Origin of the sequence: Clostridium beijerinckii (assembly GCF_008705175.1) — a bacterium.
Taxonomy (GTDB): domain Bacteria; phylum Bacillota; class Clostridia; order Clostridiales; family Clostridiaceae; genus Clostridium; species Clostridium beijerinckii.
In genome coordinates, this window is record NZ_CP043998.1 from 1811568 (window position 1) to 1824695 (window position 13128).

General features: G+C 29.9%; 15 protein-coding genes and 2 pseudogenes. 14 read left to right on the forward strand and 3 right to left on the reverse strand.

Annotated features, from left to right (window positions below):
• The first annotated feature begins 9 nt into the window (after window positions 1–9).
• From F3K33_RS08200 to F3K33_RS27120, 11 genes and pseudogenes are all read left to right on the forward strand, one after another.
• Entirely contained in the window at window positions 10–1362 is a 1353-nt protein-coding gene (locus F3K33_RS08200) for a UDP-N-acetylmuramoyl-tripeptide--D-alanyl-D-alanine ligase (protein ID WP_039770595.1), read from the forward strand.
• Window positions 1363–1465: 103 nt separating this feature from the next.
• Window positions 1466–2446 carry a phospho-N-acetylmuramoyl-pentapeptide-transferase gene (gene mraY / locus F3K33_RS08205; protein WP_011968908.1) on the forward strand — a complete coding sequence of 327 codons (981 nt, stop codon included), beginning with the start codon at window positions 1466–1468 and terminating at the stop codon, window positions 2444–2446.
• 29 nt (window positions 2447–2475) lie between these two features.
• Window positions 2476–3612, forward strand: a complete 1137-nt coding sequence (gene spoVE / locus F3K33_RS08210) for a stage V sporulation protein E (RefSeq protein WP_017208869.1) — start codon at window positions 2476–2478, stop codon at window positions 3610–3612.
• 190 nt (window positions 3613–3802) lie between these two features.
• On the forward strand, window positions 3803–4564 hold the full coding sequence (locus F3K33_RS08215) for a cell division protein FtsQ/DivIB (protein WP_039770593.1): 762 nt from the start codon (window positions 3803–3805) through the stop codon (window positions 4562–4564).
• Window positions 4565–4571: 7 nt separating this feature from the next.
• A complete protein-coding gene (locus F3K33_RS08220; protein ID WP_011968911.1) occupies window positions 4572–5300 on the forward strand; it encodes a DUF881 domain-containing protein in 729 nt (242 codons plus the stop codon).
• 12 nt (window positions 5301–5312) lie between these two features.
• Window positions 5313–5705 carry a small basic family protein gene (locus F3K33_RS08225; protein WP_011968912.1) on the forward strand — a complete coding sequence of 131 codons (393 nt, stop codon included), beginning with the start codon at window positions 5313–5315 and terminating at the stop codon, window positions 5703–5705.
• Between the two features lie 12 nt (window positions 5706–5717).
• The gene (locus F3K33_RS08230) at window positions 5718–6452 is read left to right on the forward strand and encodes a DUF881 domain-containing protein (protein WP_011968913.1); all 735 of its coding nucleotides are present in this window, start codon (window positions 5718–5720) and stop codon (window positions 6450–6452) included.
• A gap of 92 nt (window positions 6453–6544) precedes the next feature.
• On the forward strand, window positions 6545–7225 hold the full coding sequence (locus F3K33_RS08235) for a YggS family pyridoxal phosphate-dependent enzyme (RefSeq protein ID WP_039770591.1): 681 nt from the start codon (window positions 6545–6547) through the stop codon (window positions 7223–7225).
• Window positions 7218–7670, forward strand: a complete 453-nt coding sequence (locus tag F3K33_RS08240; RefSeq protein ID WP_011968915.1) for a cell division protein SepF — start codon at window positions 7218–7220, stop codon at window positions 7668–7670. The genes F3K33_RS08235 and F3K33_RS08240 overlap by 8 nt, the downstream gene beginning before the upstream one ends.
• Before the next feature lie 12 nt (window positions 7671–7682).
• Window positions 7683–7937, forward strand: coding sequence for a YggT family protein (locus tag F3K33_RS08245; protein ID WP_011968916.1), 255 nt, complete (start codon window positions 7683–7685; stop codon window positions 7935–7937).
• A gap of 255 nt (window positions 7938–8192) precedes the next feature.
• A pseudogene (locus F3K33_RS27120) lies at window positions 8193–8552 on the forward strand (YlmH/Sll1252 family protein); the annotation flags it as partial.
• A gap of 39 nt (window positions 8553–8591) precedes the next feature.
• Here F3K33_RS27120 and F3K33_RS27125 read toward each other — a convergent pair.
• A pseudogene (locus F3K33_RS27125) lies at window positions 8592–8819 on the reverse strand (hypothetical protein); the annotation flags it as partial.
• Between F3K33_RS27125 and F3K33_RS08255 the strand changes: the two are divergent.
• Window positions 8719–9354: a DivIVA domain-containing protein gene (locus F3K33_RS08255; protein WP_039770589.1), complete on the forward strand. Its 636-nt coding sequence runs from the start codon at window positions 8719–8721 to the stop codon at window positions 9352–9354. The pseudogene F3K33_RS27125 and the gene F3K33_RS08255 overlap by 101 nt on opposite strands.
• Before the next feature lie 444 nt (window positions 9355–9798).
• Here F3K33_RS08255 and F3K33_RS08260 read toward each other — a convergent pair whose 3' ends face one another.
• Both F3K33_RS08260 and F3K33_RS08265 read right to left on the reverse strand, forming a co-directional pair.
• The gene (locus F3K33_RS08260) at window positions 9799–10554 is read right to left on the reverse strand and encodes an OmpA/MotB family protein (protein ID WP_039770587.1); all 756 of its coding nucleotides are present in this window, start codon (window positions 10552–10554) and stop codon (window positions 9799–9801) included.
• Between the two features lie 12 nt (window positions 10555–10566).
• Window positions 10567–11340, reverse strand: a complete 774-nt coding sequence (locus tag F3K33_RS08265; protein ID WP_011968920.1) for a flagellar motor protein — start codon at window positions 11338–11340, stop codon at window positions 10567–10569.
• A 294-nt stretch (window positions 11341–11634) separates the two neighbouring features.
• Here F3K33_RS08265 and F3K33_RS08270 point away from each other — a divergent pair, with 294 nt between their 5' ends.
• Together F3K33_RS08270 and pyrR are read left to right on the forward strand one after the other, a co-directional pair.
• Entirely contained in the window at window positions 11635–12552 is a 918-nt protein-coding gene (locus F3K33_RS08270) for an RluA family pseudouridine synthase (protein WP_039770585.1), read from the forward strand.
• A gap of 18 nt (window positions 12553–12570) precedes the next feature.
• Window positions 12571–13107 (forward strand): bifunctional pyr operon transcriptional regulator/uracil phosphoribosyltransferase PyrR, encoded by a 537-nt coding sequence (pyrR, locus tag F3K33_RS08275; protein ID WP_039770583.1) that lies wholly within the window; start codon window positions 12571–12573, stop codon window positions 13105–13107.
• Window positions 13108–13128: the final 21 nt, after the last annotated feature.

Here is a 13128-nt window from a genome sequence, read left to right on the forward strand (position 1 = left end):
TGGATGAACTTGGATTTAAATTTAGCGGAAATAATTAAGGCAGTGGATGGAGAAATAATAGTTAAAAATAACGAAGGTATTTTTAATAAGATTTCAACTGATACTAGAAAAATTCAGGAAAATAATTTATTCATTGCATTAAAAGGAGAGAATTTTAATGGCAATGATTATACAATACAAGCTATCGAAAAAGGGGCATCTATAATAATAATTGATGATGTGAAGTTTAAAATTGAAGAGTTAAAAAATAGGGGAACTATTATTAAAGTAAAAGATACTAAAGAAGCTTTAGGAGATTTGGCTAGGTTTTACAGAAAGAAAATTGGAGTAAAGGTAGTTGGGATAACAGGATCTACTGGTAAGACTTCAACAAAAGATTTAGTAGCTGCATTTCTAAGTGGAAAATACAAAGTTTTTAAAACTCAAGGAAATTTCAATAACGAAATTGGATTACCACTTATGATATTTGAACTTTCTAAAGAGTATGATATAGCTGTCCTTGAAATGGGAATGAGTAATTTTGGAGAGATAAACAAGTTGGCGAGTATTGCACTTCCGGATGTTGGTGCAATAACTAATATTGGAGTGGCTCATATAGAATATTTGAAGACTAGAGAAAATATACTTAAAGAGAAGATGTCTATAACAGATTTCTTTGAAAACAAAAACTCATTAATAGTGAACTGTGAAAATGATATGCTAAAAACAATAGTTGAGTGTGATAAGTTTAATTTAGAGAGAGTAGGTTATGATTCTACTTATAATCTTTACTCTAAGAATATAAAATTAACATCTGAAAATACTTCGTTTGATGTAGTTACTGATGATAATGAAAATTATAGATTTACTCTAAATATGGTCGGAGAACATAATGTTTTAAACGCACTTATAGGAATACAAATAGCAAGAAATTTTGGGTTGACTTTTGAAGAGATGGAAAAGGGGTTAGGGAATTTTAATGCTACTTCTATGAGACTTGAAGTTATAAATAAAGATAAGTTTACTATTATAAATGATTCTTATAATGCTAATCCAGATTCAATGAAAGCTGCACTTGAAGTGCTAAAAAATTATTCTGGATCAAGGAAAATCGCAGTACTTGGAACTATGGGTGAACTTGGAGATTATGCGGAAGAAGCACATATCCAAGTTGGTGAATTTGCGAAAGATAAGGCAGATATTTTATTGACTACTGGTGAATTTAAAGAGTATTATAAGAAAGGCTTTGGAGAGCGTACAATGGTGTTTGAGAGTAAACAAGAATTAATGCAGAGGTTAACTGATATGATTAAAGTAAATGATACTATTTTAATTAAAGCATCTAGAAGTGCAAAATTTGAGGAAATAACCAAATATCTATAGAATTTAAAATAACACGAAGGAGGTGACTTGCCTTAATTAGGATCTTCAAGAAAATAATTACTTAGCATGATTATTTTCTTTCGGATATTTTAGGCAACACTGGATGGGGGAAGCAATAAACTTATTAATTAACTCAAAAATTTTAGCACCATTAATTATGGGGTTCTTATTTTCAATAGTACTTGGACCAATATTTATACCGATATTACACAAGTTGAAATTTGGTCAAAATATAAGAAAAGAAGGACCTAAAAGTCATCAGAAAAAATCTGGAACACCAACAATGGGAGGGCTTATATTTTTTATAGCTACAGCTACAGCTATATTAATTATGGGGCAAAAACCTATGAGTAGAGAAATGATATTACTTTATTCATTTTTAGCTTTTGGATTTATTGGATTTTTAGATGATATTTTAAAAATAATTCATAAAGATAATCTAGGATTAAGAGCAGCGCAAAAGATGATTTTGCTAGTCTTATTTTCAGTAGCTTTAGCATGGTATGGATATACAAATGTGGGTACAGATATTTTGATTCCATTTATAAATCAAAATTTTAGATTGAATTTAGGAATACTATACATACCATTTATAGTAGTATATTATGCAGCAGTAACTAATGCTGTAAACTTAACTGACGGAATAGATGGACTTGCAACTTCAGTTACGGTTATAGTGTTAACTTTCTTTGCTATCATTGGTTTTAGAACACAGAATGTTGAAGTAGCAGTTTTTGCAATAGCATTAGCTGGAGCATTACTTGGATTTTTAAAATTTAATGCTTTCCCTGCAAAGATATTTATGGGTGATACAGGTTCGCTAGCTCTAGGGGGAGTTATTGGAACAATAGCATTAATGTTAAAAATGGAGTTGTTTGTGATTATAGTTGGAGGAATATATTTAATCGAAACATTGTCTGTTATAATTCAAGTTACATCATTTAAATTAACAGGTAAAAGAGTATTTAGAATGTCTCCGATCCATCATCACTTTGAGCAAGTTGGGTGGAGTGAAGTAAAAATAGTAACAATTTTTTCAAGCATTACAGCAATTTTATGTATAATTGGCTTTGTAGCACTTTAAGTTAAGTAGTAGATTTGGAGGATTTATGTATGAAGGTCATTGGGTCCAAAAGAAAATCAAAAATGGGTGAAATAGATTATGGAATATTTTATACAGTAGCATTACTTTTAACAATTGGTGTGGTTATGGTATATTCTGCAAGTTCTTATTATGCTATGTTTATGTATAAAGATAGCATGTTTTTTCTGAAAAAAGAATTAATGGCAGGGGTTGTTGGAGTTATAGCGATGGCAGTAGCGATGAGTGTTGATTATCATAAGATAAAGAAATATACGGCTATAATAATGATAGCGACTATACCTATACTATTAGCAGTATTTCTTTTTCCAGGAACTAATGGAGCGCAAAGATGGATTAATTTAGGTCCGTTAAGCTTTCAACCATCTGAGCTTGCAAAATATGTTGTGGTGCTCTTTTTAGCAAGAAGCCTTGAAGTGAAAGGTGAAGGAGTAAAAGATTTTAAAACTGGAATAGTTCCTTATTTAGCTACATCAGGATTTTATGCAGCTATTGTATTAGCTGAAAAAAATTTAAGTATAGCTTCTGTTATAATGATAGTTACATTTCTTGTTTTGTTTGCAGCAGGTGGAAGAATAAAGCATTTATTTGGAATTGTTGCGCCAGCATTAGTTGCAGCAGCAGTTGCATTTACAGTATTAGAACCGTATAGAATGAAAAGGTTAATGAGTTTTACAAATCCATGGAAAGATCCAATAGGAGATGGATATCAACTTATACAATCATTTTATGCATTAGGTGCTGGAGGGGTTACAGGGCTTGGTCTTGGCCAATCAAGGCAAAAAACTTTGTATATGCCAGAGCCACATAATGATTTTATTTTCTCCATTATCGGCGAGGAATTGGGGCTTATTGGATGTATATGTATAATATTACTTTTTGTAATATTTGTTTGGAGAGGAATAAGTGTAGCGATGAAAGCTAGAGACACATATGGTACTCTTCTTGCAATAGGCATAACTGGAGTTGTAGCAGTTCAATCTTTAATAAATATTGCAGTTGTTACAGGATCGATGCCAGTTACAGGGGTTCCGCTACCGTTTATTAGTTATGGGGGAACTTCATTAGTAATAAATATGACGGCAATAGGAATACTTTTAAACATATCAAGGCAAACTGAAGGAAAAGATGAATTTAAGGAAATATAAGAAAATACAGGGCAAAGAATTAGAATACAAGTCTTTGCCCTGTATTTTTTAGGTAATTATTTAAAGTAGTTTTAAATTTTAGATGAAAATATATCGTTAAAGTGGTATTATTATATATGAAATTTATACTAAAGATTATAAAATAATAAGTGTTAGAATATATAAGGCATAGATAAGAATAGGGATGGGTATGGTAAAAACGAATAATAATAAATTGATCTTGAGGTCGCAAAGAAGAAGACTAATAAGGAAAATAATTATGACTATTATAGTCCTATTTATAGTGGGAACAATTTTTGCAATAAAATCGAATTTTTTCATTATTAAAAAGGTTTCTATTTTAGGTAATCCAGTAATGAGTGGAGAAGATGTTAAGAATGGTACAGAGAATCTAATAGGACAGAATATTCTATTTATAAATAAACAAAATATAATAAGCAATGCTAAAAAGAATCCATACGTAGAAAATGTTGAAATAAGCAAGTCGTATCCTAAACAAGTTAATATAAAGATCTCAGAAAAAGAGGGGATTTATTATGTTGAAAAAGATGGATATAAATATGTTTTGGATAATGATGGAAATTTACTTGAAAAAACAGATAGCGTTGAAAACAGAAGTTTAGTTAATGTTAAAGGAATAGATTTAAAAGATGTAGCGCTAGGACAAAAGATGATAGATGACAGTAGAGTATTAGATTTTTTAGATATTTTTTATCAAATTATAAAGATCAATCCGACAAATTATAAAATTGATTATGTTGATATAAGTGATTTTACTAACATAAAGGTATATGTTGGTGAAGTAGAAGGAAGACTTGGTAATGATGAAAATATACCAGATAAAATGAATAAATTATTACATATAATTCAAAATCCTGATATAGGGATTGTTAAGGGATATGTAGATGTAGGATTTAATGGTACGCCTGTATATTATAAGGAAGAAAGGTAGGTAATTAATGAAGATATCTAGATCACAATTATTTATAGCAATTGTTTGTGGACTTTTAGGCTTTTTATTGGCATATCAATTTAAGGTATTATCAAATAAGAATATAGAGTCAAAAATTAGTAATTATGATAAAAACGATATTATTTCAGAAGTTGAATCTCTAAAAAAAGAAAAAGAAGAATTAGCGTCAACAAATTCAAAGTTATCCGATCAGTTAAAACAAATGGAAGAAACAGCAGCTAAAAATGGTGACATGGGGCAAGATATAAAAAATCAACTTGATGAGGCTAGAATGCATTTAGGTATAGTTGATGTTAAAGGGCAGGGCATTGTTCTTACAATAACACCTAAAACATCTATTTTTGGTTCTACGACAAATGATAGTAGCAGAGATCTAGGAGAAGATGAATTGGTTCATATAGTTAACTTACTTTGGTATTCAGGAGCTGAGGCAATATCTATAAATGATATTAGAATAACACCACAAACGGGAATAAAAACTGCTGGAAATGGAATAGCCATAGGTTCGACTGGGAAAGTTTATCCTAGAGATAAAATTATAATTAAGGCAATTGGAGACAAGGGCAGACTTAACGTTGGAATTTCTTTCCCAGGTTCATTAGAATATCTTGCTCTTCCTAACTACAATAATGAAGTTAAATCAGAAGATGATATATTTATAGGAAAATCAAAACAGTCATTGAAGAGTGACTTTATTAAATCAGTTAAAGAATAGGAGAGAGTTAATTTGATAGCAATTATAGGACTACTAATCGGAATAATACTTGGATTTGTATTAGATGTTAATATATCTGATAAATTGTCACCATACATGTCTGTTGCAATACTAGCATGTTTGGATTCAGTTTTTGGAGCAGTCAGAGGAAATCTCTCTAAAAACTTTCAAGCAGATATATTCATATCTGGATTTTTTGGAAATGCATTACTTGCAGCAGGACTTGCTTATTTAGGTGATAAGCTTGGAATACCTATATATATGGCGGCGGTAATAGTTTTCGGAGGAAGAATATTTGATAACTTCGCAATAATACGCAGACTATTATTAGAAGAATTTAAAATAAGAAGAAGAAATAGGTCTAGAAATAATTCTATAGATAAAGAAAATCATGATGATAAATAGAGAGGTGATGTGATGAAAAATAATAAAGGTTTTTTCTTTGTTTTCATTGCAACCATAATATTAGGGGTTTTAATATCAATGAATTTTAATTTTAAAGGTATTCAGTCCTATAGTCAATTAAATGCAACAGAGTACCAAAATGCTGTTGAAGAAAGGGCAGCATTATATAGAGACATTGGAAATCTTCAAGAAGATAATAATGAGAAAAAAGATAAGATTAGGAATTATGCTCAGAATGATAAAAAAAATGATAAGATCCTTGATGATATGAAAACTCAAATTAGTGATTATAAATCATTTATTGGGTCAAATAACGTAGAGGGACCAGGAATTATACTTAAGATAAATGATGGAACTACAAATGCTCTTGAAGAAAATACAGATGAAATAAATAATAAGCTTTTACATGATAATGATATGGCGCTTGTTTTAAATGAACTTAGAGTGGCTGGAGCTGAGGCGATTAGTGTTAATAACCATAGAATACTTCCATGGTCTGGAGTAATTTGTAATTGGGCATTTTTAGGGTTTGATGATGGTGGAATGGAGTATGCTCCTTTTAATATATATGCCATAGGAGATCCAGAAAAATTGAAGGCGGCTTTACTTGAAGATGGAAGCCATGTTAAACAATTAATGCTTAGAAAACTTTATGTTGATATTAAAGTTGTAGATAAAATAATCATGCCGCCAACGACAGCAAATTCAAATGTAAAATATATGAGTAGAGATGAAAGTAAAAAATGAAATTAATTGATATTTAGGAAGGAAATTTTAAGTTTATATAGAATATTATACAAAGTGATAAAGAAAGGAATAATTTAGTAAGGTGTTATAGTATGGGAATTAAGCAAAATATTGAAGAACTAAGATCCAAAATTCCAGAACAAGTAACGCTCTTAGCTGTTTCAAAAACGAAGCCATTAGAGGCTCTAGAAGATGCGTATATGGCAGGAATGAGAGATTTTGGGGAAAATAAAGTTCAAGAATTAGTAAAAAAATCCGAAAATTTTCATGAGGATGTACGATGGCATTTTATAGGACAGCTTCAAAGTAATAAAGTTAAGTATTTAGTAGATAAGGTACATTTGATACATTCTTTATCTAGTATTAGTTTGCTAAATGAAATTGAAAAGCAGTTTAGTAAAGTTAACAAGGTTGCTAATACTTTAATCCAAATTAATATTGGAAGAGAGGAAAGCAAAAGTGGAATTTTGGAGGAAGATTTATATGAATTCATAGAAGCAATTGAAAAATGCAAATTTGTTTCTGTAAAAGGTATAATGGTTATTATTCCAATAGGGGATGAAGAAAGCAATAGAAAATATTTTAAGAAAACAAAAAAAATATTTGATGAGCTTAAGGAAAAAAATTATAATAATATTAGTATGAAAATATTATCAATGGGGATGACTCATGATTTTATGACAGCTATAGAAGAAGGTTCTAACTTAGTAAGAATAGGAACAGGAATATTTGGAGAAAGAAATTATAATTTAGGAGGCGAAAATAATGGGTAATGTTATATCAAAAGTTAAATCTTTATTAGGGTTTGAGGACTACGAGGAGTATGACGAGTACGAAGAAGAACAATACGAAGAACAGGTGAAGGATGAAGACGAAATAGAACCTGTTATTACCAATAAGAAGAATAGTAAGGTTGTAAATATCCATACATCTTCGACTACAAAGGTAACAATAACTAAGCCAATCGATTATGAAGAGGCTACTGAAATTTGTGAAGCACTTAAGAATAGAAGAATAGTATTAGTAAACACAACGGTTTTGGAACTAAAGATTGCACAAAGATTATTAGATTTCATCAGTGGTTCATGTTATGCTTTAGGCGGAGAATTACAACAAATTGAAAAGGGAGTATATATTCTTTCACCATCAAATGTAGAAGTAACAAATGAATTAAAAAATGAACTAAGTTCAAAAGCTCTATTTAATTGGTCAAAATAGGAGGTATAAATTATGATATATAGTGTTTACATAGTTATTGATATGTTTCTAAACATATTAGAGCTAGCTATATTCATAGAATGTATAGTTTCGTGGATACCACAAATTCAGGGGAATAAATTTATTGATTTACTACACAGTTTTGTTAGTCCCGTTTTAGAACCAATTAGAAAGTTACAATATAGATTAAGTCCTGGATTACCATTGGATTTTTCACCTATATTTGCATTGATTATTATAAATTTTTTACAAAGGATTATACCATAAATTATGAAAGAAAGAATAGCAAAGTATTTTGCAGATGATGATAGAAATGATGCGTTGAATTTATATGAGAAATATTTACTAGCTAGAGATAAAAACATAACTGTATTTGGAAAAAGTTTTTATACACCAAATATATGGATGTGGTTTGAGAAAAACCTCTCTAGCAATGATTTAAAAATTGAAAGTAATGGACTTTTAGATGATTCTGAAAGAAGAATGGTTTCTTTTAATAACATATATAAAAGTCCATTTCCTATGAAATTGATTAAAATTGAAAGTACCTCGAAATTTTCTAATCTTACTCATAGAGATTTTTTGGGCGGAATTCTATCTCTAGGAATAGAAAGAAATAAAATAGGTGATTTATTAGTAGATAATAATACATGTTATGTGCCAGTTCACGAAGAAGTAGAAGATTTCATTATATATAATTTAAACAGAATTTCTAAGGTTATTTGTAATGTAAAAGTGGTGGATGATTTTGGATTTTTACCAAAGGTTAATTTTGAAGAAGAAGTAGTTTTAGTTTCTTCTTTGAGAATTGATGGAATTGTCTCTAAGATTATAAATATATCTAGATCTAAAGCTCAAGCAATGATCGAGCAGGGTCGAGTGCTTATAGATTACGTTAAGATAAAAGATAAAAGTTATGAACTAAAAGGACAAGAAAGAATTACTATAAGAGGTTTTGGAAAATTTATAGTTGGTAATTCTGTTGGAAATAGCAAAAGTGGAAGGATAAAAATTATTATCAAAAAATATACATAATAGAGGTGAAAGTATGAAGTTGACACCAATGGATATAAACAACAAGGAATTTAAAAAGGGATTAAGAGGATATAATTCTGATGAAGTTGATGAATTTTTGGATGAAGTAGTAGATAACTATGAAGAGCTTTATAAAGAAAATGCAAATCTAAAAGAGAAGCTTGCTAATTTGAATGAAAAGGTAGAGCATTACTCTAAAATCGAAAGTACTATACAAAATACATTGATATTAGCTCAAAATGCTGCAGAGCAAGCAAAAAATTCGGCTAAAAAAGAAGCCGAATTTATGATGAAAAATGCTAACGAAACTGCTCAGAAGGTTATGGATAAGGCACATAATGATGTTATTCAAATAAATGATGAATATGAAAGAGTTAAACAAGAATTTATTAAATTTAGAGCAAAATATAGAAACTTCATGAATGCACAGTTAGAAACATTTGATGATTTAGAGAAGGATTTTATAAAAAATTATAATGTATCTGATCCTATAGAAGATGATGAAGTAACTAATATAGAAAAAATAGTTAAAAAAGAAGTTGCAAGCACTACGAGTGGATTAAGTGAAAATATAGAGGCTGAAGAAAATGATCCTTCATTGAATGATGAATTAAATGAGATTAAAAGTTTTTTTGTTCAAGGTGAATAAATTTACTATCCAACAGAAATAATGAATAAAAATTATGCATATTTTATTTACATAACGTAATAAAATGAAGATTATGTATTTTTTGAATAATAGAAAAGCTATCCTGAAGCGATTAAGGATAGCTTTTCTATATTTGCTTAATTACAGATAACCAAACTAAGACCTGAACTTATGCATATAACTCGCCGAAATGAGTAAAATACGTTTATTCCAGTTTCTGGGTAATTCTAAGGCTATAAAGTTGCACCCAAAGTGCTAGCCTCAAAGAACAGGCTTTTAACTAGCAGATTTGGAACAACTTATAGCCAAAGAATCACATCCATCAAAATTACTAATGAAACATTCCATATTATGACCCTTGTGGTTACAAAAGTATTTTACTCATTTCTGGTTGGAATATATTTCATAGTCTAAGTAGAGTTTGTGATTGTGTTATCTATAATATTATTCCTTTGGGATTTCAGAATTATTAAATTTAGTATTTAATATTACTATATCAACTCTTCTGTTTGCAGCTCTGCCATCTTCGGTATTGTTATCTTTAACAGGTCTATACTCTCCATAGCCTACTGAAGATAACCTCTCGGGTTTAACGTTTCCCTTTGAAATTAGAAACTCTACTACATTTGCGGCTCTTACAGCTGAAAGCTGCCAGTTAGAATGAAAATAATCATTATTAATAGCAACATTATCAGTATGTCCTTCAACATGTATATAGTTATCAATATCGTTTAAAATCTTTGAAATAGATATTAGTTTACCTTGCCAATCAGGTTTGATAGTAGATTGTCCACTATTAAAGAATACGCTATCATTGAAGCTTATTATGAGTCCTCTTTCTTGAATGGATGTAGTAACACTTCCTTTTAGCTCGGAATCATTGACAAGATCATCTACTTTCTTTTTTACATCGGATAGTTTTTCTTCTTCTGCTATAGAGTCTGAATTGTTCTGAGTATTTTGTTGATCAATTACAGTAGGAGGAGAATTTGAGCTATCAGATACTGCTATTACGTTTTCTCCATTACCACTATTAAATCCAATTTTCAATGAATTTGCTAGAGCTTGAGATTTTTTAGTATCCACATTAGAAATAGCATACATCATTAAAAAGAAAATCATCATTAATGTTATAAAATCAAGGTAAGATAACATCCATCTCTCAGTATCATCTTTTTCTTTTTTTGTATTCTTTTTCATAATTATACCTCTTTAAATTCCTTCTAAATCTTTAGCTTCATCTTCGGTTAGATAACTAACAAGCTTACTCACTAAGGTATTTGGATTAACTCCTTCTTGAATGAGTAATACTGCTTCAATGATCATTTCCTTTTCAGCAATCTCTTCTTTATTTATTTCTCTTAATTTACTTGCTATAGGAAGCCAAAAAAGATTTGCTGTAGCAAGACCATATAGAGTAGCTACAAATGCAACAGCAATTTTTTCACCCATTGCAGCTACATCACTTAAAGCGCTCAATATTATAACTAAACTCGTTATGGTTCCTACTATTCCCATAGTAGGAGCATAGCCACCTGCAGAGGTGAACATTTCAATACAATTTTCATGTCTTGTAGAAAGCTGTTCGAGCTTGGTATTTAAGATGCTTTTCACAGAGGATGGATCTATACCATCCACAACCATTTGTAGCCCTTTTTTTACAAATGGATCTAAGGCATCATCTGTTAGCTCAGATTCTAAACTCAAAAGCCCATCTCTTCTTGTTTTAAGTGATACTCCTTTGAAATAGTCTATATACCCCTTAAGATCAATCTCTTTCTTTTTGAAAGCTATTGATAATACTTTCGGGAATTTCTTCAATGTTGAGGAAGGAAATGAAATTCCTACGGCACCTAGTGTTCCACCAATAACTATCATTGCAGCAGTTGGCTGCAGTAAAGCTATGGGTTTTCCCCCTTCAATAATAAAGCCTACTATAATACAAATAAATGCAAATAGTACACTTAAAATTGTCATAATATCCATAAAATTATCCCCCTTGAATATATGAAATTTTAGCTCATATGTAGCATTTTTCATACTGGTTAATATATATTTATGTAAATTTGATACAGTATATGAATTTATATACTTATATAAAAATAATAGCATATTATAAAAAATATGTAAAATAATTATATATTTAGGGGAGAAGTTCATGTATGACCGTTAATTCATACAAATTAATCTAATAAATTTAAGGTGTTAAGTAATTGTAAAGTCTAAGTTATTATATTATAATGTTGAAAGAATATGCTAAATAGGAAGGGATATTGATTTATGGAGAAAAATGTTTTTATAGTTGATGAAAAAGATAGAGGAGAGCGAATCGATAAGTATTTAGCTGAAATTTTTGTTGATAAATCAAGATCTTTTATCCAAGGACTTATTGAAAAGGATGGTATTAAGGTTAATAATAAAACTCCTAAGAGTAATTATAAGCTAAGAGCTCTTGATGAAATAGAAGTAACATTTAGCGAACCTGAAGTATTAAAAGTAGAGGCTGAAGAAATACCTATTAATATACTTTATGAAGATAAAGATGTAGTTGTTGTTAATAAATCTCAGGGGATGGTTGTGCATCCTGCGCCTGGAAACTATAATGGAACGTTAGTTAATGCTCTGCTTTATCATTGTAAAGATTTATCGAGCATAAATGGAATTATAAGACCAGGAATAGTTCACAGAATTGATAAAGATACATCCGGAGTTCTGGTTGTAGCAAAAAATGATGAAGCTCATAATAAGCTTTCAGATCAATTAAAAGATCACTCAATGAAGAGAGAATATTATGCTTTGGTTGAAGGAAGACTAAAGAATGATAAAGGTATAATTGATAAACCTTTGGCTAGAAATAAGAGAGATAGATTAAAGATAGGAATTGTAGAGGGAGGCAAAAGAGCTGTAACACATTATGAAGTTTTAGAAAGATTCAATGGCTACACATTGATAAAATGTATATTAGAAACTGGAAGAACACATCAGATAAGAGTTCATATGGCATCTATCGGATTTCCGCTAGTTGGTGATCCTCTTTATGGATTTAAGAAACAAAGATTCAAATTGAAAGGTCAAGTGTTACATGCGAAGACATTAGGTTTTGTTCATCCAAGCAAAAATGAGTATATGGAATTCACAACAGAATTGCCAGAATACTTTCAAGAAATAATAGAAAAATTAAGAAATGAAGTAAGATAAAAATATTGGAGGAATAACATGAAATTAAAATCAGTTTTATTAGATGAAAAAGCTGTTAATAGAACACTAATAAGAATTTCTCATGAAATAATTGAAAGAAATAAAGGAATAGATGAACTAGTTTTACTTGGAATTAAGACTAGAGGGTATCCGCTTGCAAAAAGAATTGCTAGGTATATAAAGGGAATAGAAGGGGTAGATGTTCCAGTTGGATCTGTAGATATAACATTGTACAGAGATGATTTAACTAAGATAAGTGAAGATTTAGAGATTAAGAATTTAGATTTAGGTCTTGAAATAAAAGATAAAAAGATAATTATAATTGATGATGTTTTATATACATGTAGGACAGCAAGAGCAGCTATAGATGCAATTATGGATGTAAATAGACCTAGAGGTATTCAATTAGCAGTTCTTATAGACAGAGGGCATAAAGAACTACCAATTAGAGCAGATTATGTGGGCAAAAATATTCCAACTTCTAAAAATGAGGTTATAGCAGTATCTCTAAAAGAAATTGATGGAGAAGATTCAGTGAAAATATTTGATAAATAGATAAAAAGGGAGAATGCAAAA